Raw genomic sequence first — 26,284 nt, forward strand, 5'->3', positions numbered from 1 at the left:
TTTGTCACTCGCTTCAAGGGTGCTGCATCGCAGTGGCGCATCCCCCCGTCGGTGCTAAGAAGCGAAGCATCATGACGGACCTGTTCGGCTCTTCCTCCGCTTCATCCACCCCCGACAGCTACGACGCCTCGGCAATCGAGGTGCTGGAGGGGCTAGAGCCGGTGCGCCGTCGTCCGGGGATGTATATCGGCGGCACCGACGCCCGCGCGCTTCACCACCTCGCCGCCGAAGTGATCGACAACTCGATGGACGAGGCTGTCGCCGGCCACGCCAGCCGGATCGAAGTCACGCTGGAGCCCGGCAATCGCCTGACCGTCACCGACAACGGCCGCGGCATTCCGGTCGACCCCCATCCAAAATTCCCGGGCAAGTCGGCGCTCGAGGTCATCCTCACCACGCTCCACTCGGGCGGCAAGTTCGAGGGCAAGGCCTACTCCACCTCGGGCGGCCTGCACGGCGTGGGCGTCAGCGTGGTCAACGCCCTTTCGACCGAGACGGTGATCGAGGTCGCCAAGGACAAGAAGCTTTACCGTCAGACCTTTTCCCGCGGGGCCGCGACCGGCCCGCTCGAGGAAGTCGGCGCCGCACCCAACCGCCGCGGAACCAGCGTCTCCTTCCACCCAGACCCTGAGATCTTCGGCCCGGACAACAACTTCGACCCCGCGCGGCTGTATCGCCTTGCCCGGTCCAAGGCCTACCTCTTCGCCGGGGTCGAGATCCGTTGGAAGTGCGATCCCAGCCTCGCCTCTCCGGACGTCCCCGAAGCTGCCACCTTCCAGTTCCCGGGCGGTCTGCTCGACCATTTGAACGAGCAGCTTGGCGAGCGCCCCTGCGTAACCAACGCGCCTTTCGCGGGCCGGCAGGACTTCCCCGATGGTCAGGGCAGCGCCGAATGGGCGGTCGCCTGGCCGCTCTACTCCGACGGCTCGGAAAGCTACTATTGCAACACCATCCCGACGCCCGACGGCGGCACCCATGAAGCGGGCCTGCGCGCTGCCTTGTCCAAGGGCATCCGCGCGTTCGGTGAGCTGGTCGGCAACAAGCGCGCCAAGGACATCACCCCGGACGACGTGTTCAACGGGGTCGAGCTGATGCTGTCCGTCTTCATCCGCAATCCTCACTTTCAGAGCCAGACCAAGGACCGCCTCACCAGCCTCGAGGCCGCGCGCTTCGTCGAGGCCGCCGTCCGCGACCATTTCGACCATTACCTCGCCGGCAACATGGACCGGGGCCGCGCGCTGCTCGGCTCGATCATCGAGCGGATGGACGAGCGGCTGAAGCGCCGGGCCGAGCGCGAGGTGAAGCGCAAGACTGCCACGAGTGCCCGCAAGCTCCGCCTGCCCGGCAAGCTCACCGACTGCGCCAGCGACGACCCCGACGGAACCGAGCTGTTCATCGTCGAGGGCGACAGCGCCGGTGGCAGCGCCAAGCAGGCGCGCAACCGCAAGACCCAGGCGATCCTCCCCATCCGGGGCAAGATCCTCAACGTCGCCAGTGCCACCCAGGACAAGATCCGCGCCAACTCCGAGATCGCCGACCTTCAACTGGCGCTCGGCTGTGGCATCCGGGACAAGTTCGACGAAGCGGCGTTGCGTTATGAGCGGATCATCATCATGACGGACGCCGACGTCGACGGCGCGCATATCGCCACCCTGCTGATGACCTTCTTCTTCCAGGAAATGCCCGAGCTGGTCCGCCGTGGCCACCTGTTCCTGGCCCAGCCACCGCTCTACCGCCTGACGGCCGGCGCAAAGACTCTCTACGCCCGCGACGACGCCCACCGCGCCGAGCTTGAGGCCAAGGAGTTCAAGGGCAAGAAGGTCGAAGTCAGCCGCTTCAAGGGCCTGGGCGAAATGAACCCCAACCAGCTCAAGGAAACCACCATGGACCCGGCCACCCGCTCCATGCTGCGGGTCACCCTGCCGAGCCAGTATGAGGACCGGCAGCCGATCAAGGATCTCGTCGAGCGGCTGATGGGCAAGAACCCCGAACACCGCTTCGCCTTCATCCAGAGCCGGGCCAGCGCGGTGAGCGAAGACGAGCTCGACGCCTAGATGGAAGCGGCAGAACGAAGTTTCCGTGCTGCGCCGTATGGTCAGGATTCGGGAGCCGGAAACTCCGGCGGAATTCTGCCGTCCGATGTTCTATCCCTGAAGCTTCCAAGTTTCCCTGGTGTGACCCTCGGACGGGGCAAGTTTCCCCGGTAAGCCGGCCACCACCGCCCACAGCGGGCGCTGTAATGCGCCAACTAGCCTTGGCCGATTGTCAAAGACGCCGTCACCCGCAAGTCGATCCAAGCAGTCAAAACCCTACTGTTCAAGCTGGGTGGCGAATGTCTGATCTGGATGGAAAGCCGACGTTCGATTGATGCGGCTCGTGACACCAGCACTCTCCCGGCCAGCACTCGATCAAGCTCGCCCGCGTATCTCGCTTTCTTTCTCGATGGGCAGAGCGAAGTAATTTGTCGTTCGCCTTGGGTATTCGTGGCTGTCGAGAAATCCGTCGAGAGTCATGGCGCCACCTGTTCCCGCCAATCGGTTCGGGGCGAACAGACCGTAATTGCGCTCAGCGAACCATGCGAACATTGCCTCCTTGGTGTAGCCCAGCACGTTGCCCGGTCCACTTTCGAACATGATCGTTGGACGGCTGCGTTCAATTAGCTTGTCAGACCCGCGGAGTACGCCAAGCTCTGCTCCCTCGACGTCGATCTTGATCAGATCCGCTCGGTCTACCAGACTATCCAGACGGCACTTGGAGACGACTATCTTCTTCCCATGAGGCCGCTCAGCGAGAGAGCTGTACCCGCTCTCTTCTGTGTCGACATAGAATGTCACTGAGCCTGCATCCTCGGACAGCGCGCACGAATGTATCGCAACCCCGGGAAACCTGCGGCGGAGCTTTTCCGCCTTTTCTGGTATGGCTTCGAAAGCCTCGATATGGGCCGTCGGGCATTGATGCTGGACCTCGGCAATCACCGAACCAATGTGAGCGCCCACGTCGAGAAAAACTTCCCTTGGCCGGCACAGCTTTACAAGTAGCGGAAGAGCCAATTGGTCGTTTACGGTTGTTCCTAGCGCCACTCGTGGCGTTCGTAGCAGGCTGATAACGTCGCGAACGCTCAACGCCATTCTGCCCAGTGATGTGCCGACTAGACGCTCTCTCAACATCTCCATCACCCCCCGGTCAAAGGCGAACCTACACCACCCCCATCGTGGCGTTAGCGCGCACTCGCTTTGCCAGAGCCATAGACGGCCGCTCCAGCGCCCACCAGAAAGCTACAGCAAAGGCGATGTCGATGGCCAGCACCAGCGGAAACGAGGCCCACTCAGGCAGCTTGGCCTTCACGCACAGGAAGAACGCTGCCCCAGTCACAGGGTTGTGAGTCAGGTACAGACTGTACGAAATCTGACCGAGGACCTGAAGCGGGCGCCAGCTTAGGCCGTTCTCAAGCCATCCCCTCTGCCCGGCGACCATGAGCCCTAACGCGGTCACGACGGCAACCGATGTAAACTCGTTGGGTCCGGCAGCCATCAGAAGCACGGCAAGGGCGACGCAGGCCAGCGCTGCTCTCCGGTCCTTGACGCCCCAGTAAGCCAAGGATCCGATAAAGAAGCTGTGCCACAGGTTGACGAACAGACCGCGCATCTCTGGCAGCCAATGCGTCCCCCACAGTACTGCTATGAGCGCGAGGGGCACGCCTACCCACGCCTTTCCGTATCGCTGCGCCAGACCGACGGACACCACCAGCACTAGGTAGAACTGGACTTCGTAGGTGAGCGTCCAGAACACCGGATTGATCTGGTCAAAGCCAAGCAGCGTTTGCGTGTAGGTCAGGTGGGCAAGAACCTGCCCACCGCTCGGCCATTGGTGGGTGTGGGCCGAGAATGCGCCGGCGAGCACAGCGAGTGCAATCGCTGCCCAATAAGGCGGATCGAGCCTGAGTGAGCGCCGCAGCGCAAACCTTCCGACGAAGCCTGACGTGATCTGCTTGTCGCGGATCGAGTGGGCAATCACGAACCCCGAGAGCGCGAAGAAGATCGCCACTCCGCCTTCACTGGTTTGAAACAGCGGCTTCACGACCCAACCCGGAAGGTGCGCCTTCAAGGTCTCGATGTGACCGCCAGCCGAAGCGTGGAACAGCACGATCCAGAACGCGGCGACCCCCCGCAACGCCTGGATCAGCTTGAACATCAGAGGACGACGGACAGGACGTTGTAGGCGATCGCTAGGACGACTGCGAGAGTGACGACCCACGCGATGCAGCTTGACCCCGCTTTCAAAGCTGATCGCCTTCCCAACAAGCGTCACAGAGACGACTAAACCGCGTCTTGTCACCGCACACGTTGCAGCGCCCCGGCTTCCGAGGAACACACAGAAGCAGCTTCAGGCGGTCGATAAGCGTCATTGTGCAACCATCTTAGCTACATCGATGAAACCCAAGACCGTAGCGCCCACGTACCCGGCGACTAGGATGAAGGCGATAGCTGCCATCCACACACATCCTGCTGGCGGCCCGTTGGGCTTCTGCTCGTCGTCCATGCCGCACCCACTTCAGCGATAACCACTGAGTTAGCAACTGCCCACGTCTCCTACACGTGCACCGGCCGTGTGACGCTGCAGAGCTGTCAAAGCGAAACGACGCCTATGTCTCAGGTGATTTAGCAAGACGCGGGCGATCAGCCGAGTATCCTTGAGCAGACGCTTGCGGTTGAACGTGCGCAATGCGTGGAACTCAGATGTTCGGGGATGGATGTCTGAGTTCGGTGGTGAGCGGACATCCACTCAATGTGACATAAACGTCCCTCGTCCAGAAGCACTGACTCGTCCAACAATTCCCTTTGTGGTATCTTCGAAGGACGAGTCGAGTCTGGAGGGCGCAGTCGATGCGTGGGCTATACGCGTTGCTCGGCATTCTCAGCCTTTTTGCGACATCTTCGGCAGGAGCTGCGGTCCAGACTTACACTCTCACAGGTACGGTGAACGGACTTCAAACAGTTTTTCGTTACCTGTGACGGCCCGAACGGGCCCATCTGCCCCGTCACTACGTCTTTCGCACAAAGCTTTGCTATTTTTCCGTATCTTGACCTACACCCAGGTGAGAACGTCTTCACCTTCGGAACGCCGAATCTCGGGTTATACACCGGCACGATCCTCAGCACTGAATCCCTTAGCGGTATTGATCTGACTTTCGGCCAAAGGAGCTGCTCGCCCAGCGTTTCTCCTCCGCCAGGCTGCATCATCCGTACAGGATCGACTTCGACTTTCGATGTCCAAGTGGGACATGTGCCCGAACCGGCCACTTGGACCCTGATGCTGCTTGGCTTTGGCCTAGTCGGAGCAGTGATACGGCGGTCTTTCGGGCGGTCAGGACCAAGGCGAGTTGCCCTTACCTGACGTCGGCGCACTAGTTCACCCTACGGGCTTCCGTCGGTGAAGACATTTACGTGTTGCATCTCACGACCCCTCAGCCGGCCCGCGCGCGCATTCGGTCAATCATTACCTTGAGGCTTGGCTTCTGGCCCGTCGCCAGCAGGCTTTGGCGGAACAGGCGGCCGAGCATCACCAGCTGGAGCGCGGTCCACGCCAGCAGCAGCGCGCCGGCCACCAGCACCTGCCAGGTCGGAATGCCGGAACCCAGCCGGGCCAGGACCGTGAACGGCGTCCAGATCGGCACAAAGGTCAGCACGGTCAGCGCGACACCGCCGCCACCGCTGAGCACTGCCTGGATGAGGACCGTCACCGGCAGGATCAGCGCCAGCATGACCGGCATGAGGTAGCCCTGCGCCTCCCGCATGGACTCGGTCATCGCGCCGATCGCGAGGAAGAACAGCGAGATCGAGACATAGCCCACCACCAGGAAGAAGATCATGGTGGCGATGGTGCCGGGGGAGCGCAGCGGCTCCACCGCCGGACGGATGAAGTCGGCGATGGCGCCCTGGGTGGCGGTGGCCGCGACCACCCCGCACAGGATCCACACGGCGATCATCAACATGCCGACCGCGACGGTCCCGATCAGCTTGCCGTACATCAGCTCCTCCGGGCTGACGCAGGCGAGCACGACCTCGATCAGCTTGTTGCCGCGTTCCTCGACGCTGCCCTGAAGCATCCAGCTGCCCGACAGCATCAGACTCATCATCAGCAGGTAGCAGGCGGCCAGCGGAAGCACGGAGCGCACCACCATCGCTTCCTTGAGGCCACCGCCGGGCGGCGGGGTCGAAACGGCCAGCGCCGGGGCGATCTGGCCGGCGGCGGTGGCGGCTTGCGGGCTGAGGCCCTGGCTCTGGAGGAAGCCGGTGCGCAACTGGCGGGTCAATACGTCCTGGACCAGCGCCATCAGCCGCGGCGAGGGGTCGGAGTTGGCGAGCAGCCGGGCCTGTCCCGTACGGGTAAAGTCGGCCGGGATGACGAGGATGGTGTCCACCGCCTTCACCGCCTTGTCGGCCGGGTGAAGCAGTGGTTGCGCGGCCTGCTCAACCCCTTCCGGCGGCGCGGCGGCAAGCGCTGGCGCGGCCGGTACGACGGCATAGTCGGGGTCGGGCGCCTTGAACTCCGGGACGCCCGAAGGCTTGACCCGGTCGATCGCCTTCAGCGCCGCTGGCAGGCCGCCGGATGCACGGAAGGCAGCGACGTCGGCCTCGGTGTAGTAACGGTCGTGCTCGGCCCAGGGCTGGCCCGGTCCGGCCGCGGCAAGATCGTGGCGGCGGACGTAGCGCGACAGCTTGCCCAGCACCTCACGCTGCTGGTCGTCATCGATCCGGGCCGCAAGCGCGGAGGCCACCGCGCCGCCCGAGCGATCAACGATCATCAGCCGGGAAGCGTCGTCGTCCTTGAGGAACTTGGACGCGAGGGGTCCGAAGGAGAGCGCCAGCGGCAGGATCAGCAAGGTCAGCCAGAAACTCCGCATGGCGGTGATCTGCTTGAACTCGCGCTCGGCGACGATCAGGATATTCCTCACGAGCGAGCCTCCGCCGGACCGACCAGATGAATGAAGACGTCGTGCAGCCCCGGCCGCTGCTCCTCGCACCGGCGCAGCGGGAAGCCGTCGGCGATGCATCGTTCGAGCAGGTCGCCGGCGTTGGCACCGGGCGCCATGCGGACTTCCCACTCCTCCCAGCCGTCCTGCCCACCGTTCAGGCGGGTCGCGGAAATCACCCCGGGGAGCGCCGCGGGCGACTGGCGGGACAGCAGCGTCAAGCGGGCGGGAAGGCTTCCCCGCGCCTCGTCCAGCGTCCCTTCGAAGCGCTTGCGGCCCTTGGCCAGGAACAGCAGCCGGTCGCACAACCGCTCGGCATGCTGCATCACGTGGGTCGAGAAGACCACTGTCGCACCCTCGGTAGCGGCCCGTCGGATCTCGTCCTCCAAGAGTGTCTGGTTGACCGGATCAAGGCCGGAAAAGGGCTCGTCGAGAAGCAGGAGTCGCGGGCGATTGACGACCGCGGCGGCGAGCTGAACCTTCTGCGCCATCCCCTTGGACAGCTTGTCGATGCTCGATTTCGCGTTGCCTGCCAGTCCGAACCGGTCGAGCAGCGCGAGCCCTTCCCGGCGCGCGTCACCGGCCTTCATTCCCTTGAGGCGGCCGAAATAGACGATCGTGTCGATGGCGGTCATCTGGCGGTAGAGGCCGCGCTCCTCCGGCAGGAAGCCGATCACCGGCGCATTCTCACGTCCCGGCGGACGGCCCAGGACCGAAATGCTGCCGCTGGTCGGGCGGATGATGTCCAGCACCATGCGCAAGGAGGTGGTCTTGCCCGCGCCATTGCCGCCGAGGAAGCCGAACGTCTCCCCCTCCCCGACGGTGAAGCTGAGGTCGTCGACCGCGAGCGTCTGGTCGAAGCGCTTGCTGACCGATTCCAGTTGCAATGCCGCTATATTGTTCGTCGACGCCAACGCGGCCCCCTGATCTGCCCGGCGAGCAATAGGCCTGCCCCAAGCGGTCTTTGCAAGGCTCGAACCCGCCAACGACAGTGCTTTCGACCAACGGCGGGACGCAACCGTGCGGGCAGGCGCCTCGTTACGCCGCCGTGCCTGCCCCGCTACCCGCCCTCACCCGCCGCCGGACCGCCAGCCCCTGGCGCCTGCTCGCCTGGCGGGCGGCCATGGCGATCGGCCTGATCGTCCTAGCCTTTGGCTTGTTGTGGTTCGACCGCGACGGTCTGCGCGACAATGTCGACGGGGTCGTGACCTTTGCGGACACGCTTTATTTCACCATGATCACCATCACCACGGTCGGTTATGGCGACATCGTGCCGGTGACGGAGCGGGCGCGGCTGATCGACGCGTTCCTGCTGACCCCGATCCGGCTGTTCATCTGGCTGCTGTTTTTGGGAACCGCCCTCGACCTTCTTCTCAAACGCGTGTGGGAGCGCTGGCGAATGACTCGCATTCAGGAGAGCCTGTCCGGCCATGTGGTGATCGCCGGCTTCGGCAAGAATGGCAGCACAACCGCCGCCGAGTTGCTCCAGGCTGGCCTCAAACCGCAACAGCTCGTGGTGATCGATTGTGCCGAAGCGCCGTGCGCCGCCGCGCGGGAGATTGGGGCGGCGGTGATCCAGGGCGACGCCAGCCGTGACGAACTGCTCAGGGCGGTACGGATCGAGGCGGCGGCCCGGATGATCGTCTCGGCCGGGCGGGACGACACCTCCATCCTCATCGTGCTTTCATCCCGCAAGCTGGCGCCCAGCCTGCCCATCGCGGTGACGATCCGGGAAGCGGACAATGAGGACATTGCCCAGAACGCCGGCGCGACCCGCGTGGTCAACCCGGTCGCGGTGACCGGGCGGATGCTGGCGGAGGGGGCATGAGGCCACCTGGCCAATCCTCCGTTCAGCCTGACTCGCTATAGGGTGCGCGATGCGCCGCAGCCTGCATGACCGCCGCGATTCCGCCCGATCGCTCGCGATCGTGGCGGTGGTGCACCTGGCGCTGGGCTGGGCGCTGCTCACCGGACTTGGAGTGACGCCAGTGCCAGCGCCATTGCAGGCGCCGCTGGCCCTGATTGACCTGCACGACACTCCGCCGCCGCCGCTGCCCGTCGTACAGATGATGCCTGAAAAGGCGCCCAAGCGAACCCGCAAGCCCAAGGATCCGGAAGGCGCGGCCGCTCCGCCGAACATCCGCAACACGCCGACGCCGGTGGTCGCGCCGAAGCCCGTGGTGGTGGTGCCGACACCGCCGCCGATGCCGGCTGCTCCCGTCGCTGGCCAAGGCACCGCGCCCGCCGCCGGCGCAGCCCCGGTCCCCGGCCCGGGCACCGGCCGCGGCGGGGTCGGTAACGGGCTCGGCTCGGGCTTGAGCGGCAATGGTACTGGCGGTGGAGGTGGCGGCGGCGAGGAAGACGGACCCGAATATCTGAGCGGCTCCATTGAGTGGCGCGACGTCCCCCGCGAACTCCTTGCTCAGCGCCCGCACGGAACGGTCGGTTTCCGGATGCGTGTCGACCGCTTCGGCCGCCTCAGCGACTGCCGCGTGACCCAGTCTTCGGGCAATCGCGGGCTGGACCTCGCCACCTGCGCCGCTGCCGTGCGCCGGCTGCGTTTCGCCCCCGCGCACGACCGCGCGGGACGGGCGATCGACAGCTGGACCGACGGCGAGAACGAATGGATTCCGCGCACTATCCCGCGCGGGCTCATGCCCGAACCGGACGACGGTCCCGGCAACTGACAACGTCTCGATTTCGCCTCACTTTTCCGCTACAGGCGCCCGCTCCCATGGCAACTCGTCTTCCCTCTCCGCCCCGCGTGGGCATGGTTTCGCTCGGCTGTCCCAAGAATCTGGTCGACAGTGAGCGGATCCTCTCGCAGCTGCGATCCGACGGCTACCAGATGTCGCCCGACTATGCCGGCGCCGACGTCGTGCTGGTCAACACCTGCGGCTTCCTCGACAGCGCCAAGGAGGAAAGCCTGGAGGCGATCGGCGAGGCCATCGCCGAGAACGGCCGCGTCATCGTCACCGGCTGCATGGGCCGCGAGGCCGAGGTCATCCGCGACCGCTTCCCCCAGGTGCTCGCGATCACCGGCGCCCACCAGTATGAGCAGGTGGTCGAGGCCGTGCACGAGGCCGCGCCCGCGCCCCGCTCACCTTATCTCGACCTGGTGCCCCAGGCGGATCCGGCGGCGTTCGGCGGACTCAAGTTGACCCCGCGCCACTACAGCTACCTGAAGATTTCCGAGGGCTGCAACCACCGCTGCGCCTTCTGCATCATCCCCCAGATTCGCGGCGACCTCGTCAGCCGGCGCCCCGACGCAATCCTGCGCGAAGCAGAGAAGCTGCTCGCCGCAGGCACCCGCGAACTGCTGGTGATCAGCCAGGACACCAGCGCCTACGGCCTTGACCTCAAGCACCAGGCCTGGCCCTGGAAGGGGCAGGAGGTGCGCGCTCACATGACCGACCTGGCCGCGGCGCTGGGCGAGCTACGCACACCGACCGGTGAGCGGCCGTGGGTGCGGCTTCACTATGTCTACCCCTACCCGCACGTCGACCGGATCATGCCGCTGATGGCCGAGGGGCTGGTGCTGCCCTACCTCGACATTCCCTTCCAGCACGCGTCCCCGAAGGTGCTGAAGGCCATGCGCCGTCCGGCAAACGAGGCGCGCGTGCTCGAGCGACTGGTTCAGTGGCGCCGCGAAGTGCCCGACATTGCCATCCGCTCCAGCTTCGTGGTCGGCTTCCCCGGCGAGACGGACGAGGATTTCGAATACCTCCTGCAGTGGCTCACCGAAGCCCGCCTCGACCGCGTCGGGGCCTTCCGCTTCGAACCAGTCGAGGGCGCGCCCGCCAACGACCTGCCCGGCCACGTCGCCCCGGAGGTCAAGGAAGAGCGCTACGCCCGGGTGATGGAGCTCACCGCGCGCATCTCGGCCGAAAAGCTCGCCGCCAAGGTCGGCCGCACGCTCGACGTCATCATCGACGCCGTTGACGAGGAAACCGGCGGCGCCACCGGGCGAAGCAAGGCCGACGCGCCCGAGATCGACGGCGAGGTCCATCTGCGCGACGCCGGCGACTTCGCGCCCGGCGACGTGGTCAGCGTCCTTGTTGAGGAATCGGACGAGCATGACCTGTTCGGAGTGCCCGCGGCGGAAGCGTCCCGCGAGCATGACGTCCGGCAGGGTGCCGTCAGCGCTTAAGCGGCTCGAGCCTCGGCCGAGCTTTCCTCCGCGCGGGGCTTGATCCACTCCCTCCAGACAAGCAGCAGCGCGGCCATGATCACCGGGCCGACGAACAGGCCCACCAGGCCCATCTCCGCAAGGCCGCCGAACGCGCCGATCATGGCCATCAGGAACGGCAGTTCCACGGCGCTGCCGATGACGGAGGGCTGCACCACATTGTCGCCGACAGTCATGACGGCCACGCCGAACGCGAACAGCAGGATGCCTGCCCAGATCGCGCCCGTCCCGATCAGGATGAGCGAGGCAAATCCGAACGCTGCCCATGCCCCGAACGGCACCAGCGCGAGCAGGATGGTGAAGACGGTGAACAGCAGCGGCTGCGGCACCCCGGCCACGAAATAGCCGACCCCGATTATCGCGCCCTCACCGAACGACACGATGGCGGTGCCGTTCACCACCCCGCGCACCGCTTCGATCATCCGGCCGAGGAAGTGCTTGCCGAACGAGCCGAACAGCCCGTCCGCAATGTTATCGGCATGACACCGGATCTGCTCGCCGCGGCTGAGCAGGGAGACCAGCGCGATGAGCGTGATCAGCAACATCCCCAACTCTCGTGCAAGCATCCCGCCGACCGACCGCGTCCATTCGAGCACCGACGTGGCGCTGAGCGACCCGAGCAGCGCATTGGCGCCTTGCGGCGTGCCCAGATGCTGCTGCCAGGCGGATTGCAGCCGCTGCCCGGCCACCGGGATCGAGGACAGCCAGGGCGGCGGTGCAAGCCCACTCCGCTGCACCTTGGCGACCCAGTCGGCGGCGCTCTGGCTCTCCTGTGCCAGGCTGACGCCGGCGACGGACAGCGGAACCAGCACGATCAGCGCCGTCAGGGCCGCGAACATCACCGCCAGCAGCAGGTCGTGGTCGCCCCAGCGCCTGCGCGCCCTGGCAAACAGCGGCCATTCTGCGATCGCCAGGACGGCGGCCCAGGCCAAGGGAACAAGGAATTCGTAAGCGACCCACGCAGCGAGGGCGAGGACCAGCCCAACCAGCAGCATCTGCCGCGCGCGCAGCCCGCCAGGAGTGATGGGCGGCGGCCGGAAGCCTTCTTCACGCATGCTCGTCCCCCGTCATTGCGAAAGGGATAGAGACGACGGGCGGATTGGCAAGCGTGGGCCGGTTGCTCCGTTTCCCTGGCTTCACCCGCGCCCGCGCCCTCGCTAGGGGTCGATCATGACCGACTTCGCCGCCCTGCTCCGCCCCGACCGCAACGAAGACGCGCGCGCCATCCACCTCATCGGCCCCGACCAGCTGGCCGACTGGTTGCGGCGGCAGGGGGGGCAACGGCTGCCGCTGGTGGAGGCGGCAGGGTTCGAGGGCAAGGCCGGGCAGTTGCTGATCCTGCCCGGAAAGGACGCGGCGGGCAGCTTCGATGTGTTGGCCGGCGTCAGCGACCCGGGGGCGCTCGGCCCGTGGGATCTTGCCGGGGCGGCCGCCAAGCTTCCCGCCGGCACCTACCGGCTGGCTGACGAGGCGCCGCTCGGGCCGGCCGGCCTTGGCTGGCTGCTCGCACAGCACAAGTTCGAACGGTTCAAGAGCAAGCCTTCCGACCCGAAGGGCGCGCGGGTCCTGCTGGCCCGCGACGTGGCCCGCGTGGACGAGGCCGTCCGCCTGGCCGGGGCCACGGCACTGGTGCGCGACCTGGTGGACACTCCGGCCGGCGACATGGGCCCGGCCGAGCTGGAAGCCGCCGCCCGCGCGCTGGCGGACGAAGTCGGCGCGACCCTTACCGTGACCAGCGGCGACGAGCTTACCCGGGGCTATCCGATGATCGCCGCCGTCGGCCGGGCGGCAACCGCCGCCCGAGCGCCGCGCTTGATCGAACTCACCTGGGGCAAGCCCGACGCGCCTCGCCTGGCGGTCATCGGCAAGGGCGTCTGCTTCGACAGCGGGGGCCTCGACCTCAAGCCCGCCAGCGGCATGCGGCTGATGAAGAAGGACATGGGTGGCGCGGCCCACGCTTTGGCCCTCGCCCGCCTGATCACGACCGAGCGCTGGCCGGTGCGCCTCCACCTCCTCATCCCTGCGGTGGAGAATGCAGTGGCGGGCGACGCCTTCCGCCCAGGCGACGTTCTCGTGAGCCGGTCAGGCCAGACGGTCGAAATCGACAATACCGACGCCGAAGGTCGCCTGATTCTTGGTGATGCCCTGACTCGTGCGGGCGAGGAGAACCCATCGCTGATCGTCGATTTCGCAACCCTGACCGGTGCGGCGCGGGTGGCGCTCGGCCCCGACCTGCCGGCCACATTCGTCAACGACGACACGCTCGCCGCCGAGCTGGCGACCGCGGCCGGCGACGTGCAGGACCCCCTGTGGCGGATGCCGCTGTGGGACGGCTATGACGAGATGCTCAAGTCGGACCTCGCCGACATGGCCAACAGCGCCGAGGGCGGAATGGCGGGCGCCGTCACCGCCGCTTTGTTCCTCCGCCGCTTCGTGCCGGAGGGCGTGCCTTGGGCGCATCTCGACACCTTCGCCTGGCGACCGGCGGCCAAGCCGGGCCGGCCCAAGGGCGGAGAAGCGCTTGGTCTTCGGGCAGTCCACGCGGCCTTGAAAGTTCGTTTTAAGGGCTAAGCCGAATTACTCGCGTCTTTTTTCGACAAGAAGTCCTGTCACTAACGCAACATTTCGCTAGCCAGCCCGTTAACTGAGCCAAGCCTTATGGTTCAGGAGTTTCCAATCCAATGAGCGAGGTATCGCTGAGCGGGTGGATGCGCGCCCTGGTCGGTTATGTGCGGTCCGGGGAGCCCGATTTGACCAATCGGCAGATGGCGCTTCTCATGATCGTCTATCTGACGCCCGGTCCCCACACGGTGCGCGGTCTGGCCAAGGTGCTGGGCGTCAGCAAGCCCGTCGTCACGCGCGCCTTGAATACCTTGGGCGCCCTAAGCTATCTGCGCCGCGAACGTGATCAAGACGACCGCCGTAACGTGTTCGTCGTCCGTACGCAGGTCGGGGCAGATTTCCTTGAAGGCTTTAAGCGCAACATCCGGGGCTCCGGCGAACGCGGCGGAGAACGGGCCGAAGGTGAGCCCGAGCGCCGCGGAAACCGCCCAGCGCTCAGCCAGCTCGCCCACAGCCACTAGCGCACCGCCCGGCGGCTGGCCGCTGGCCGGGCCGTCGAACCTTCCGGACCCGCGCACCCACGCCTACCGCCAGGATCTGGCCGACGTCGCGCTGGTCGGGACGGTGATCGCCTCCCACTTCGCCGAGCCGCTCACGCGGAAGCTCAGTGCCTCGGCCCCGTTCCTCGCCGGGCCTTCCGACGATTCCGAGCTGCTCTCACAGCTTCCGCAGGGCGCCGAGCTCCAGATGCTGGACAACAGCCGCGGATGGGCCTGGGGCTATGCCGAGGGGCTGGTGGGGTACGTGCGCAGCGAGGCGGTCCGGTAGCCCTGCGGGCTCACGCATTGCGATCCACGCCCATTCAATCGTAACTGGGCCCATGGAGCGCTTTCGCCCTACCGAGAAGCTGTTCGTTGCCGCGCTCACCGCGCTCGCGGGTTTTGTCGACGCGGTCGGCTTCGTTCAGTCGAAGGGCTTTTTCGTGTCCTTCATGAGCGGCAATTCGACCCGGCTGGGGGTCGGAATCGCAAGCTCGCTGACGGACGCGCTGGGAGCGCTCGGCCTCATATCTTCCTTCATATTGGGCGTGACGGCCGGCTCTCTCATCGGCCGCCAGCGCGAAGCCAACCGGGTGCCGGTCATCATGTCGCTCGTTGGTGCCTGCCTCGCGGGTGCCGCCCTGCTTGGCATGGAAGGCTTCCTGCTCGCATCGCTGTCGATCACCGCACTGGCCATGGGAATGGAGAATACCGCCCTGGAGCATCAGGGTCGGGTCCGGGTCGGGCTGACCTACATGACGGGCAGCGTCGTCAAGATCGGCCAGGCGCTTGCCGACCGGCTGGCGGGCATCCGCGACAGTGATCTGGCCGGGCCGCTCCTGCTGTGGGGAAGCTTCCTTGGGGGAGCCACCGCCGGCGCCTTGGCCGGCGGATCGCTCGGCTTTGCCGCGCTGTGGCTGGGAAGCGGATGTGCGCTGAGCTTCGCGCTGATGAGCCGCGAGATGTTCTGGGTGCAGGCGACCGACAACTAGGTTTCCGATGCGTCCGCCTGCACCGGCAGGTCGTTACATCTCTCCGCGTGCCTTTCGGATGGCGCGCCACTTGGCGACGTTGGCATCGTGCTCGGCGAGGGTCTTGGCGAACACGTGGCCGCCGGTGCCGTCCGCGACGAAGTAGAGGAAGTCGTTGGGCTCGGGATCGAGCACCGCCGCGAGGCTTGCCTTGCCGGGGTTGGCGATCGGCCCTTCCGGCAGACCGGCACGGCGGTAGGTATTGTAGCCATTGTCGGCGTCGAGTTCCGAGCGGAGGATGCGGCGACCGAGGGGCTTGCCCTTCGTCACCGGGTAGATGACGGTCGGGTCGGCATCGAGCTTCATCCCGATCTTGAGCCGGTTGCAGTAGACGCCCGCGACCCGGCGGCGCTCGGCCGGCTTGCCGGTCTCCTTCTCGACGATGGAGGCGAGGGTTACGGCCTGCTCAGGCGTGGCGACAGGGCAATCGCCCTTCCGCTTGGCCCAGAGCGCGGCAAGCTCCTTGCTCATTGCGGCGGTCATGCGCGCCGCGACGGCGCCGCGCGGCTCACCGCGCTGAAAGCTGTAGCTGTCTGGCAGCACCGATCCCTCGGCCAGCGATGGCACCGCGCCGGTCAGATAGGGCACCGCCGCAAGCTTCTCCTCGACCAAGATCGAAGGCGTGCCTTCGGGCACAGTCACCAGTCGGGAGAGCGGCCGCCCGTGCTGCAGCAGTTCAAGCAGCCTGGCGCCGCCGGTATGCGCGGGTACTTCGAATTCGCCCGCCTGGATCGAGTCCTTGGACCCGAGCAGCCGCGCCATCGCGAGATAAGTGCCGCAGGTACCCGGGATCAGCTGCTTCCTCGCCAGCCCCGGACAGAGGCGGGTCAGCGTGGCGCCTTCCTCGACGATGATGCTCTGCGAGGTGGCTGCGCCGCCACCCCACCAAAGCGCGTAAAGCAGCGCCAGCCCGCCCAGAATGGCGACCAGCGGGACGGCGATCAGGATGCGCTTGAGCATGGCCGCCTTCTACCCCGCCCTGAGGCAGGGTCCAGTCGGCTCAGTCGACCGCTTTCACGATCAGCGAGGCGTTCGTCCCGCCGAAGCCGAAGCTGTTGTTGAGCGCCGCGCGAACCTTCCGCTGCTTGGCCTTGTGCGGCACCAGGTCGACGCCCTCGGTTCCCTCGTCGGGATCGTCGAGGTTGAGCGTGGGCGGCACGATCTGATCGCGGATGGCGAGGATGCAGAACACGCTCTCGACCGCGCCGGCGCCGCCGAGCAGATGGCCGATCGCCGATTTGGTGCTGCTCATCGACGCGCCGGACAGGTCGTCGCCGAACACCCGCTTGGCGGCGGCGAGCTCGATCGTGTCGGCCATGGTAGAGGTTCCGTGGGCATTGATGTAATCGATGTCCGACGGCTCCATGCCGGCCTTCTTCAGCGCCATGCGCATCGCAAGCTCGGCGCCCTTGCCCTCCGGGTGCGGAGCGGTGACGTGATAAGCGTCGCCCGACAGGCCATAGCCGACCACCTCGGCGTAGATCTTGGCGCCGCGCGCCTTGGCATGCTCATATTCCTCGAGCACCACGACACCGGCGCCTTCGCCCATGACGAAACCATCGCGATTCTTGTCGTAGGGCCGGCTGGCCTGCTCCGGCCGGTCGTTGAAGGTCATGTTGAGCGCGCGGGCCTGGGCAAAGCCGGCCACTCCGATCGGGCAGATGGTCGCTTCCGCGCCGCCCGCCAGCATGATGTCGGCATCGTCGTCGCGGATCATCCGAGCGGCGTCGCCGATCGAGTGCGCGCCCGTGGAGCAAGCGGTGACCACCGCGTGGTTCGGACCCATCAGCCCGTACTTGATGGAGACCTGGCCGGAGATGAGGTTGATGAGCCGGCCGTGGACGAAGTGCGGAGAAACGCGGCCCGGCCCCTTTTCATGCAGCACCAGGCTCTCGCTCTCGATGCCCGGAAGGCCGCCGATGCCGCTGCCGATCGACACGCCGGCGCGCAGCTTCATTTCTTCCGGCATGTCGAGGAGGCCAGCGTCCTCGATCGCCTGGCCCGCCGCGTCGATCCCGAACACGATGAACGGATCCACCTGGCGCTGGACCTTGTGATCGACCCGCTTGCTGGGATCGAAGCCATATTCATGGCCCGCCGGCTTCACCTCGCAGGCGATGTGGCACTTCTGGTCGGAGGTGTCGAAGTGGGTGATCGGCCCAGCGCCGCTCTTGGACGCAAGGATGTTCTTCCACGTCGTCTCGACATCCGCCCCCAAAGGCGTGACGAGACCCAGACCAGTTACGACCACACGCCGCATCGACGTTCCTCCGAATGCAAGACAGGCTCATACCCGCAAGGGATGAGCCTGTCGAAACCCTGTCCTGCCTTCATGAGGAAGACGGGCAAAGAGAGTAGTTTGGCTTAGCCCTGGTGCTGATCGATATAGTCGATCGCGTCCTTGACCGTGGTGATCTTCTCGGCCGCATCGTCGGGGATCTCGACCCCAAACTCTTCCTCGAAGGCCATCACCAGCTCGACGATGTCGAGGCTGTCGGCACCCAGGTCGTCGATGAAGCTTGCTTCCTCGGTCACCTTGTCGGCTTCGACGCCGAGGTGCTCGACGACGATCTTCTTCACCCGCTCGGCGGTCTCGCTCATGGTAGGGTCTTTCCTTCCCGTTGGTATTTGCCCGATGCGTTAGCGGCGGCTGCAAGCGGCGGCAAGCCTCGCCTTCCACCCCGCGGCCCATCTCCTTACATGAAGCGGATGGAGCAGCGTCCCCTCACCCCCGGCGAGAAAGAACTGGCGCATCTGACCTTCGGGGAGGCCCTCGATCCGGAGCGGGTGAAGCTGATCCGCGGCAAATGGTGGCCGTTCCAGCCGCGGGGAATCGTGATGTCGCCGACCGGCAACATTCACTTCCACCCCGACGATCCGCACTGGCTCGACGACTTCGCCAAGGGGCCTCTCAACCTGCAGGGCCTGCTGGTGCATGAGCTGACGCACGTCTGGCAGACGCAGAAAGGCGGGCGCTGGTACCTGCCGCTGATGCGCCACCCCTTCTGCCGCTACAGCTATGTGCCGGACCCGGCCAAGCGCTTTGACCGCTACGGGCTGGAGCAGCAGGCCGAGATCGTGCGCCACCGTTTCCTTCGCTCGAAGGGCGCGCTGGTGCCTTATGAGGAAAAGCTGGCGGCGATGGAGTTGCCGTTCGCTGACTCGTCGTTGCGAGGAGTGTAGCGACGAAGCAATCCAGTGCTCTTCCGATCGAAGAAGTGAACTGGATTGCTTCGCTACGCTTGCAGTGACGAGATGGCTTAGGCGGCCTGGGCGACCTTCGGCTGGCAGGCGCGCACGCCTTCCTCGACGTGATCGGCGAACTGCTCGAAATTCTCGCAGAAGAGGTCGACCAGCTTGGCCGCCATCGCGTCGTAGGCCTGCGGATCGGACCAGGTCGAACGGGGGTCGAGAATGGCGGTGTCGACGCCCGGCACCGACACCGGCACTTCAAAGCCGAAATAGGGGTCCTTGCGGAACTCCGCATTGTTGAGGCTGCCGTCGAGAGCGGCGTTCAACAGGGCTCGCGTCGCCTTGATCGGCATGCGCTTGCCCTCGCCGTATTTTCCGCCGGTCCAGCCGGTGTTGACCAGCCAGCAGCTCACCCCGCCCTTGGCGATCCGCTCCTTGAGAAGGTTGCCATAGACCGATGGGTGGCGCGGCATGAAGGGCGCGCCGAAGCAGGTCGAGAAGGTCGCCTCCGGCTCGGTCACGCCGATCTCGGTGCCCGCAACCTTGGCGGTGTAGCCCGACAGGAAGTGGAACATCGCCTGGTCCGGCGTCAGCCGCGCGATCGGGGGCAGCACGCCGAACGCGTCGGCGGTCAGCATCACGATGTTCTTGGGCAGCGGCCCCATGTTCTGCTCGGAGGCATTGGGAATGAAGTCGATCGGATAGGCGCCGCGGCTGTTCTCGGCGAGGCTGTTGTCGTCGAGGTCGAGCTCGCGCGTCTCCGGGTCCATGACCACATTCTCGAGCACCGTGCCGAAGCGCTTGGTGGTGGCGAAGATCTCGGGCTCTGCCTCGGCCGAGAGGCGGATCATCTTGGCATAGCAGCCGCCCTCGAAGTTGAAGACCGCGGTGTCCGACCAGCCATGCTCGTCATCGCCGATCAGCGTGCGGTTCGGGTCGGCCGACAGGGTTGTCTTGCCGGTGCCGGACAGGCCAAAGAAGATGGCGGTATCGTTGTTCGGGCCGATGTTGGCCGAGCAGTGCATCGGCATGATCCCCTGCTCTGGCAGCAGGAAGTTGAGCAGGCCGAAGACGCTCTTCTTCATCTCGCCGCCATATTCGGTGCCACCGATGAGGATCAGCTTCTTGGTCAGGTTGACCGCGATCACCGTTTCCGTGCGGCAGCCGTGCTTGTCCGGGTCGGCCCGGAAGCTCGGCAGGTCGATGATGGTGTAGTCGGGAACGAACGAGGCCAGCTCGGCGACTTCCGGCCGCACCAGCATCGTGCGGATGAACAGGTTGTGCCAGGCATATTCGTTGATCACGCGAACGTTGACCCGGTGCTCCGGCTGCGAACCGCCGTAGAGGTCTGCGACGAACAGGGTCGGCTTGTCGGCCAGGGCGCGCAGGAAATCGGCGTGCAGCTGGTCGAACTTGGCCGGGTCCATCGGCTTGTTCGACTTGCCCCACCAGACCACGTTTTCGGTGGTCTCGTCGCGCACGACGAAGCGGTCCTGGGCCGAGCGGCCGGTGTGGCGGCCCGTCTTGACGACGATCGGCCCGTCCTTCGCCAGCAGGCCTTCGCCCCGGCTGACGGCTTGCTCAACCAGCGGCGCGGTGCTCAAATTCCAGAAGAGCTCGGCATCCGTCCTGATGCCCTGCTGGTCCAGCCCGTGCTGCGGTACGCGGTTCGCCACTGATGAAATCCCCTAAGAATGATGGCCCGGACGCGGGTCACTTGAAAGCCAGATGCGCAAACGGCGGCGTGCACCCCCTTGGGAGCTGCCGCCGCATACGTATGCGTAAAGCGCTATAGTCCGGAAAAGGTTGCCCGGTCAAAACGGCTTCGGGGCGGCTTGTCTCGATTGGACACGCTCATTAGGACCGGCCCTAACCAGGGGACACCGGGCATGAGCCAGGTCATCGCGTTGGTCGACGACGACCGCAACATCCTCACCTCGGTGTCGATCGCCCTTCAGTCCGAAGGGTTCGTCACCCGGGTCTATTCGGAAGCGCCGACGGCCCTGAAAGCCCTGTCGGAGAACCCGGCCGACCTCGGCGTATTCGACATCAAGATGCCCGGCATGGACGGCATGGAATTGCTCCGCCACCTGCGGGAAGGCGGCCCTGCGGCCCTGATGCCGGTCATCTTCCTGACCTCCAAGGATGAGGAGCAGGACGAAGCGCTCGGTCTCGCGATGGGTGCGGACGACTACATCGCCAAGCCGTTCAGCCAACGGCTGCTGATCGCCCGGATCCGAGCGATCCTGCGCCGCGCCGACATGGTCCGCTTGACCACCGGTTCCGACGTTGACGCGGCCGCCCCGGACGAGGAAGAACAACCTCTGCTCGAACGGGGCCGGCTGGTGATGGACCCGGCCCGCCACAAGGTGTTGTGGGACGGCCGGCCCGTAACCCTGACGGTTACCGAATTCCTGATCCTGGAAGCGCTCGCCCAGCGGCCCGGAGTCGTGAAAAGCCGTAACCAGCTACTGGATGTGGCCTACCAGGACGACGTTTATGTCGACGACCGGACAATCGACAGCCATATCAAGCGCGTGCGCCGCAAGTTCCGCAGTGTCGACAGCGACTTCGATGCGATCGAAACCCTTTATGGCGTCGGTTACCGCTTCGGCGACGAGTGAAGCCGAGCCTCACCCGCTCGACGACGATCCGGTCGAGCGCGGGCTGAGGCTGGGCTGGAGCCGCGGCTGGTCGCTGCGGCGCCGGATCCTTGGCGTCAACGTGATCACGCTGCTCCTGGCCGCGCTCGCCATCTTGTTCCTCGACAGCTTCCGCAACCGACTGGAGGACGAGCGGGAATTCCAGGTCCGCCGGGAGGCGAGCATGGCCGTTGCCGCTCTCGGCAGCATGCCCACTCCGATGGAGTCCGCCTTCCTCACGCGGGTCGGCCGGGCCAGCAACAGTCGTTTCCGGCTCTATGACGCCAGCGGACGGTTGGCGCTCGACAGCTGGGCTTCAACAGGCCCGACCTACCGGTTGCGCGATCCCAACGAACAGCCTTGGACCAAGGCGATCGCCCGCGCGATGGACCGCGGCTTCGATGCCATCACCGGGGTTGCGGCGCGCGACGATTTCGTTGAGCCGGCGGTGGACGTCGCCCAGGCCTGGCCCGAAGCCCGGCAAGCCGCCTCCACTGGGAAGATGGTCACGGTCTTCCGCAAGGCACCCGACCTCACTCCGGTCATCTCGGTCGCCAGCCCGGCGCCGGACAAGGGGATCATGCTGGTCACCTATAACGACCGCAATTTCACCACGACGGTCAGGGCGGAGCGGCGGAAGCTTGGCCTTGGACTCCTCTTCGCCATGGTCTCGTCCGTTCTGCTGTCCCTGTTTCTGGCGCGGACCATCGCCCGCCCGCTCCGGCGGCTGGCGCTGGCAGCGCACCGGGTCCGCCTCGGCCGGTCGCGTGAAGTGAAGATCCCTCGCCTGCCCAGCCGCAATGATGAGCTCGGCCTGCTCGCCCGCTCGGTCAGCGACATGAGCCAGGCGCTGCGCCAGCGGATCGAGAATATCGAGGCGTTCGCCGCCGACGTCACGCACGAGCTCAAGAATCCCCTCGCCTCGCTACGCAGCGCAGTGGACGGGCTGGAGCGAATCGAGGACCCCTCGCTCAAGCACCAGCTGCTGGACATCGTCCGGCAGGACGTCCGTCGCCTCGACCGGCTGATCGGTGACATCGGCGAAGCGGCGCGCACCGATGCCGAGCTGGCGCGCGCGCGGTTCGAGCCGGTCGACCTTGGTGACCTCGTCGGCCAGCTCGTCGCCAGCTGGGAAGAACGCCGTCTGAAAGGCTCGGTCCGGATCGCCTTTGCCCGACCCCGCCGCCGAAGCGCGCTGGTGATGGGGGAACCGAGCCGGCTGGCCCGCGCGATCGACAATCTCATCGACAATGCGGTCAGTTTCTCGCCCGATGGCGGTCTGGTCGAAATCGCGGTTGCGCGCCTTGGCGACGATGTACGTATCCGAATCGACGATGAAGGCCCCGGCGTGCCGGCCGAAGCGCGGGAGGCGATCTTCAACCGCTTCCACTCGGTTCGCCCCGAGAGCGGCGGCTTTGGCCGGCACTCCGGCCTCGGTCTGGCCATCGCCAAGGCAATCGTGGCAGGACACGACGGGGAGATCCACGTGGCCGACCGCGATGATGCGCCTTCGGGCGCCCGTTTCACCATCCGCTTGCCGGCCGCTCCGGAAACCCCGGAAGCGCCACGATGAACCTGCGCCTGTCGAGTGAGACAATCCACGCCACCACGGTCGCCAGTGACGGTCGGGCGGTGCTGATCTGCGGCCCGTCGGGCAGCGGCAAGTCCGACCTTGCGCTTCGGCTGATCGATCGCGGCTGGCAGCTGGTCAGCGATGATCAGACCATCGTCCACCGCAGCGGAGCAACGCTGCGCGCGTCCGCACCCAGCACCATCGCCGGCAAGTTCGAGGTGCGCGGCATCGGAATCGTCGAGATGGACCATGTCGATTACGTTCCCGTGCGGCTGGCGGTCGAGCTTGCCGGGGAGATTCAGCGCCTTCCCGACGACTCGCGCGAACGACGGATGCTCGGCCTGGCTGTCCCCTTGATCAGCGTCGAAGCGATGACCGCCAGCGCCGCGGCGAAGGTCGCGCTGGCACTCGAACGGGTGGCGTCCTCATGAGCAGGCCCAGGAAATTGCCGCGTCTGCTGCTGGTCACCGGGATGTCCGGGGCCGGCAAGTCGAGCGTGCTCGACGCCCTCGAGGACATGGGCTGGGATACTGTCGACAACCTGCCGACCGCCCTGCTTCACGAGTTCGTGCACGGTGCCGACCGGGCACGCCGGGATGCCCATGTCGCGATCGGGATGGACTCGCGCAGCCGTGGCTTCGATCCCCAACGCCTGCCCGAGCTGCTCCATTCGATCGCCGGAGTAGTGCCGGAGATCCTCTACCTCGACGCATCAGGGGCCGAGCTCAACCGCCGCTACGACGAAACGCGGCGCCGCCATCCGCTGGCCCCCGACCGGCCAGCCGAAGACGGCATCGCCCGGGAGCGCAGCCTTACCGCCTCCCTGCGGATCGCCGCCGACTCGGTCATCGACACCACCGACTTCACCCCCGCCGACCTGCGTGACGAGCTGCGCCGGCGCTATGGCGGCGAAAGCGACGAGCCGGTGCTGACCATCATGAGCTTCGGCTTCGCACGGGGGATCAGCCGGACCGCCGATTATGTCTTCGATCTCCGTTTCCTGCCCAACCCGCATTGGGTGGACGGACTCCGATCGCTGACCGGCCGTGACGAGCCTGTGCAGGAGTTCGTCGCTCGCCAGGAGGGCTTCGACACCTTCATGGACCGGGTCGAGGAACTGCTCGCCGACCTCATCCCGCGCTTCGGGCCAGCCGGCAAAAGCTATGTCGAAGTGGCCTTTGGCTGTACCGGCGGGAGACACCGATCGGTGGCTGCGGCGGTTGGAATGGGCGAGCGGTTGCGTGCTCGCGGCTTTTCGCCGAATATCCGGCATCGCGATCTGTCGCTGAACCCCAGCGATTCCATCGAGGGTGAATCCGGTCAGGAACCGGCGGCAAGCATCTGAACGAGACACAGAAACGAAATGATCGGTTTAGTCTTGGTGACCCACGGCCGGCTCGCGGCCGAGTTCGTCACCGCTCTTGAGCATGTCGTTGGCCCCCAGGAGGCGATCGAGTCGGTGTGCATCGACGCCGACGACGACATGGAAGCCCGCCGCCGCGACATCGCCGACGCCATCCAGAAGGTCGACCGGGGTTCGGGGGTGATCATCCTCACCGACCTGTTCGGCGGCACTCCGTCCAATCTCGCGATCAGCCTGATGAAGAGCGAGAAGATCGAGGTGATCGCCGGCGTCAACCTGCCGATGCTGATTCGCCTGGAAGGCGCACGCAAGGCCATGAGTGTTCGCGCGGCGGTCGCCGCGGCCCGCGAGGCCGGGCGCAAGTACATCTCCGTCGCTTCCGAAATCCTTGGCGAGGCGGCGGCTTGAACGCGCTGACCAAGCTGGTTCTGATCGAGAACAAGCGGGGCCTGCACGCCCGCGCCAGCGCCAAGTTCGTCAACATGGCGGCCCAGCTTGCCGCCGAGATCGAAGTCGCAAAGGACGGCCACGCCGTGTGCGGCACGTCGATCATGGGCCTGATGATGCTTGGCGCCGCGATGGGCGACACGATCGAGATCCGCGCCAGCGGCGACGGCGCCGACCAGGCGCTGGCGCAGCTGGTGGGCCTGGTCGAGGACAAGTTCGGAGAGGAGTAGCCCTCCCGCCGCCGCCACCGCCATGCCCCGCCTGATCACCTCTTTCTCCAACGAGACCGTCAAGCAGCTCCGGAGCCTTCGCGACAAGAAGGCTCGGCGGGAGAGCGGCCTGTTCCTGGCCGAAGGCCTTCGCATCATCGCCGAGGCGCGGGACAGCGGCCTGCTGCCGGAGACGATCGTCTTTGCGGGCGGGCAGCCGCTGCATCCGCTGGCCGCCGAGATCGTGGCCGCGACGGAGGCAGCCGGCGGTGACGCGATCGAGACCAGCGCCGACATCCTTTCCAAGATGAGCGGCAAGGACAATCCGCAAGCGCTGCTCGCGGCCTACCGCCAACCGCACGTTACCCTTGCCGATCTCGACCGCTCGGCCGCCGGCCTGTGGTTCGTCGCCGAGCGGTTGCGCGATCCGGGGAACATCGGGACCATCCTGCGCACCGGCGACGCGGTCGGCGCGGGCGGGCTGATCCTCGTTGACGACAGCGCCGATCCTTATTCGGTCGAAGCCGTGCGCGCCTCCATGGGCGCGACCTTCACCCAGAAGGTGGTGCAGGCGCCCTGGGCGGAATTCATCGCCTGGCTTCGACAGGGGCCGGGTCAGCTGGTCGGCACGTCGCTGCGCACCGACACGGATTATCTCGCCGCGACCTACCAGCGGCCCTGCTTCCTCCTGATCGGAAACGAGAGCCAGGGCCTGCCCGCCGCCTACGAAGAGCAATGTGACCTGCTGGTGAAAATTCCGATGGCTGGCCGAGCGGACAGCCTCAATGCGGCCATTGCGGCGGCGGTGATGGCCTTTCAGGTGACAGCAAGCTGGCGCACTCCATAGGAACGCCCATGGAACGACTCGCCGCTCTCTCGCTTGCGCTCGGTCTTGCCATGGCCGGCTGCGCTCCCCTTCCACCCGCCGCCGCTGGCCCGGCCCCAGCGCCCGGCATCTACCGCGCGGTCGGGACGGAGCCATTCTGGAGCCTGACCCTTAACGGTCGCGACATGATCTTCACGGAGGCGGCGAGGCCCGGCCAGCGCATTGTCGTCCCGCAGCCGCGCGTGATCATCGGTTTCGCGGGCGAGATCTACCAGACGCCACGGATGGGCGTGAACATCGTCCACACCCAGTGTAGCGACGGGATGAGTGACCGCATTTATCCGGACAAGGTGCAACTCCGCGTCGATGGCCGCTCGTTCGAGGGATGTGGCGGTGATCCGGTTGCCAGCGAGAGCCGGTTGGAAGGCACCAGCTGGAACGTGCTTGCCGTGAACGGCCGGCGAACCGGCGGCGGCCCGCGCTTCACCCTCAGCTTTAGCCGCGACCGGCTGAGCGGCCAGTTCGGCTGCAACCGACTGAACGGCACCTATCAGGCAAGCCCAAGCGGCCTGACCGCTGGCCCCCTGATGTCCACGCGCATGGCCTGCCCGGACATGCGATTCGAAGATCAGGCCGGCCGCATCCTCGCCCAGCCCGTGACCCTGCGAACCCTGCCCAACCTCGACCTCGAATTGAGCAACAGCGTCGGATCGATCCGCCTCAGGCGTCAGAGCTGAG

The 26,284-nt window shown here is 66.1% G+C and carries 27 protein-coding genes; 18 read left to right on the forward strand and 9 right to left on the reverse strand.

The annotated features are described in order from the left end of the window. The first annotated feature begins 68 nt into the window (after positions 1-68). The gene (parE, locus tag M8312_RS05605) at positions 69-2,054 is read left to right on the forward strand and encodes a DNA topoisomerase IV subunit B (protein ID WP_250119712.1); all 1,986 of its coding nucleotides are present in this window, start codon (positions 69-71) and stop codon (positions 2,052-2,054) included. Positions 2,055-2,408: 354 nt separating this feature from the next. Here parE and M8312_RS05610 read toward each other — a convergent pair whose 3' ends face one another. Both M8312_RS05610 and M8312_RS05615 read right to left on the reverse strand, forming a co-directional pair. Then, on the reverse strand, positions 2,409-3,128 hold the full coding sequence (locus M8312_RS05610; protein WP_250119392.1) for an FkbM family methyltransferase: 720 nt from the start codon (positions 3,126-3,128) through the stop codon (positions 2,409-2,411). Positions 3,129-3,195: 67 nt separating this feature from the next. Beyond that, entirely contained in the window at positions 3,196-4,191 is a 996-nt protein-coding gene (locus M8312_RS05615; RefSeq protein ID WP_250119393.1) for an acyltransferase family protein, read from the reverse strand. A gap of 1,092 nt (positions 4,192-5,283) precedes the next feature. On the opposite strand from M8312_RS05615, the gene M8312_RS05620 reads away from it, so the two are divergent. After that, positions 5,284-5,394 (forward strand): PEPxxWA-CTERM sorting domain-containing protein, encoded by a 111-nt coding sequence (locus M8312_RS05620; protein ID WP_284070204.1) that lies wholly within the window; start codon positions 5,284-5,286, stop codon positions 5,392-5,394. A 70-nt stretch (positions 5,395-5,464) separates the two neighbouring features. On the opposite strand, the gene M8312_RS05625 is transcribed toward M8312_RS05620, so the two are convergent. Together M8312_RS05625 and M8312_RS05630 are read right to left on the reverse strand one after the other, a co-directional pair. Further along, on the reverse strand, positions 5,465-6,955 hold the full coding sequence (locus M8312_RS05625) for an ABC transporter permease (RefSeq protein ID WP_250119394.1): 1,491 nt from the start codon (positions 6,953-6,955) through the stop codon (positions 5,465-5,467). Continuing rightward, the gene (locus M8312_RS05630) at positions 6,952-7,887 is read right to left on the reverse strand and encodes an ABC transporter ATP-binding protein (protein WP_250119395.1); all 936 of its coding nucleotides are present in this window, start codon (positions 7,885-7,887) and stop codon (positions 6,952-6,954) included. Before M8312_RS05630 ends, M8312_RS05625 begins: the two co-directional genes overlap by 4 nt. Positions 7,888-7,964: 77 nt before the next feature. Here M8312_RS05630 and M8312_RS05635 point away from each other — a divergent pair, with 77 nt between their 5' ends. The 3 genes from M8312_RS05635 to rimO are packed head-to-tail and all read left to right on the forward strand — an operon-like array spanning position 7,965 to position 11,123. Further along, positions 7,965-8,801 (forward strand): potassium channel family protein, encoded by an 837-nt coding sequence (locus M8312_RS05635; protein ID WP_250119396.1) that lies wholly within the window; start codon positions 7,965-7,967, stop codon positions 8,799-8,801. A 49-nt stretch (positions 8,802-8,850) separates the two neighbouring features. After that, complete coding sequence (locus M8312_RS05640) at positions 8,851-9,660, forward strand: energy transducer TonB (protein ID WP_250119397.1); 810 nt, start codon at positions 8,851-8,853, stop codon at positions 9,658-9,660. A gap of 47 nt (positions 9,661-9,707) precedes the next feature. Further along, complete coding sequence (gene rimO, locus M8312_RS05645) at positions 9,708-11,123, forward strand: 30S ribosomal protein S12 methylthiotransferase RimO (RefSeq protein ID WP_250119398.1); 1,416 nt, start codon at positions 9,708-9,710, stop codon at positions 11,121-11,123. Here the strand turns inward: rimO and M8312_RS05650 are convergent. Then, complete coding sequence (locus M8312_RS05650; protein WP_250119399.1) at positions 11,120-12,217, reverse strand: AI-2E family transporter; 1,098 nt, start codon at positions 12,215-12,217, stop codon at positions 11,120-11,122. The two genes, rimO and M8312_RS05650, sit on opposite strands and share 4 nt — an antisense overlap. A gap of 115 nt (positions 12,218-12,332) precedes the next feature. Here M8312_RS05650 and M8312_RS05655 point away from each other — a divergent pair, with 115 nt between their 5' ends. The 4 genes from M8312_RS05655 (at position 12,333) to M8312_RS05670 (ending at position 15,255) form a co-directional block, all read left to right on the forward strand. After that, complete coding sequence (locus M8312_RS05655) at positions 12,333-13,733, forward strand: leucyl aminopeptidase family protein (RefSeq protein ID WP_250119400.1); 1,401 nt, start codon at positions 12,333-12,335, stop codon at positions 13,731-13,733. A 110-nt stretch (positions 13,734-13,843) separates the two neighbouring features. Further along, a complete protein-coding gene (locus M8312_RS05660; RefSeq protein WP_250119401.1) occupies positions 13,844-14,245 on the forward strand; it encodes a MarR family winged helix-turn-helix transcriptional regulator in 402 nt (133 codons plus the stop codon). Further along, positions 14,187-14,552, forward strand: coding sequence for a hypothetical protein (locus tag M8312_RS05665; protein ID WP_250119402.1), 366 nt, complete (start codon positions 14,187-14,189; stop codon positions 14,550-14,552). Before M8312_RS05660 ends, M8312_RS05665 begins: the two co-directional genes overlap by 59 nt. Positions 14,553-14,604: 52 nt before the next feature. Then, entirely contained in the window at positions 14,605-15,255 is a 651-nt protein-coding gene (locus tag M8312_RS05670) for a YoaK family protein (RefSeq protein WP_250119403.1), read from the forward strand. A 33-nt stretch (positions 15,256-15,288) separates the two neighbouring features. Here M8312_RS05670 and mltG read toward each other — a convergent pair whose 3' ends face one another. The 3 genes from mltG to M8312_RS05685 form a co-directional block, all read right to left on the reverse strand. Next, entirely contained in the window at positions 15,289-16,254 is a 966-nt protein-coding gene (mltG, locus tag M8312_RS05675; protein WP_250119404.1) for an endolytic transglycosylase MltG, read from the reverse strand. A 40-nt stretch (positions 16,255-16,294) separates the two neighbouring features. Beyond that, positions 16,295-17,554, reverse strand: a complete 1,260-nt coding sequence (gene fabF / locus M8312_RS05680) for a beta-ketoacyl-ACP synthase II (protein WP_250119405.1) — start codon at positions 17,552-17,554, stop codon at positions 16,295-16,297. Between the two features lie 104 nt (positions 17,555-17,658). Then, the gene (locus tag M8312_RS05685; protein WP_250119406.1) at positions 17,659-17,895 is read right to left on the reverse strand and encodes an acyl carrier protein; all 237 of its coding nucleotides are present in this window, start codon (positions 17,893-17,895) and stop codon (positions 17,659-17,661) included. Positions 17,896-18,003: 108 nt separating this feature from the next. On the opposite strand from M8312_RS05685, the gene M8312_RS05690 reads away from it, so the two are divergent. Continuing rightward, complete coding sequence (locus M8312_RS05690; protein WP_502957452.1) at positions 18,004-18,477, forward strand: vgr related protein; 474 nt, start codon at positions 18,004-18,006, stop codon at positions 18,475-18,477. A 77-nt stretch (positions 18,478-18,554) separates the two neighbouring features. Here M8312_RS05690 and M8312_RS05695 read toward each other — a convergent pair whose 3' ends face one another. Next, a complete protein-coding gene (locus M8312_RS05695; protein WP_250119408.1) occupies positions 18,555-20,162 on the reverse strand; it encodes a phosphoenolpyruvate carboxykinase in 1,608 nt (535 codons plus the stop codon). 213 nt (positions 20,163-20,375) lie between these two features. Between M8312_RS05695 and M8312_RS05700 the strand changes: the two genes are divergently transcribed. Genes M8312_RS05700 through M8312_RS05735 form a run of 8 tightly spaced genes read left to right on the forward strand, consistent with a single transcriptional unit; the run spans position 20,376 to position 26,283 of the window. Beyond that, a complete protein-coding gene (locus M8312_RS05700) occupies positions 20,376-21,110 on the forward strand; it encodes a response regulator transcription factor (RefSeq protein ID WP_250119409.1) in 735 nt (244 codons plus the stop codon). Beyond that, positions 21,079-22,701, forward strand: a complete 1,623-nt coding sequence (locus tag M8312_RS05705; RefSeq protein ID WP_250119410.1) for a sensor histidine kinase — start codon at positions 21,079-21,081, stop codon at positions 22,699-22,701. The genes M8312_RS05700 and M8312_RS05705 overlap by 32 nt, the downstream gene beginning before the upstream one ends. Next, positions 22,698-23,132 (forward strand): HPr kinase/phosphorylase, encoded by a 435-nt coding sequence (locus M8312_RS05710; protein ID WP_250119411.1) that lies wholly within the window; start codon positions 22,698-22,700, stop codon positions 23,130-23,132. The genes M8312_RS05705 and M8312_RS05710 overlap by 4 nt, the downstream gene beginning before the upstream one ends. Further along, positions 23,129-24,046 carry an RNase adapter RapZ gene (gene rapZ, locus M8312_RS05715; RefSeq protein WP_250119412.1) on the forward strand — a complete coding sequence of 306 codons (918 nt, stop codon included), beginning with the start codon at positions 23,129-23,131 and terminating at the stop codon, positions 24,044-24,046. The genes M8312_RS05710 and rapZ overlap by 4 nt, the downstream gene beginning before the upstream one ends. An 18-nt stretch (positions 24,047-24,064) precedes the next feature. Then, on the forward strand, positions 24,065-24,472 hold the full coding sequence (locus M8312_RS05720) for a PTS sugar transporter subunit IIA (protein WP_250119413.1): 408 nt from the start codon (positions 24,065-24,067) through the stop codon (positions 24,470-24,472). Continuing rightward, on the forward strand, positions 24,469-24,741 hold the full coding sequence (locus M8312_RS05725; protein WP_250119414.1) for an HPr family phosphocarrier protein: 273 nt from the start codon (positions 24,469-24,471) through the stop codon (positions 24,739-24,741). The genes M8312_RS05720 and M8312_RS05725 overlap by 4 nt, the downstream gene beginning before the upstream one ends. A 22-nt stretch (positions 24,742-24,763) precedes the next feature. Next, complete coding sequence (locus M8312_RS05730; protein ID WP_250119415.1) at positions 24,764-25,567, forward strand: TrmH family RNA methyltransferase; 804 nt, start codon at positions 24,764-24,766, stop codon at positions 25,565-25,567. Between the two features lie 8 nt (positions 25,568-25,575). Beyond that, a complete protein-coding gene (locus M8312_RS05735) occupies positions 25,576-26,283 on the forward strand; it encodes an META domain-containing protein (RefSeq protein ID WP_250119416.1) in 708 nt (235 codons plus the stop codon). Position 26,284: the final 1 nt, after the last annotated feature.

The organism is Sphingomonas sp. KRR8 (genome assembly GCF_023559245.1).
In the GTDB taxonomy this organism is placed as follows: domain Bacteria; phylum Pseudomonadota; class Alphaproteobacteria; order Sphingomonadales; family Sphingomonadaceae; genus Sphingomicrobium.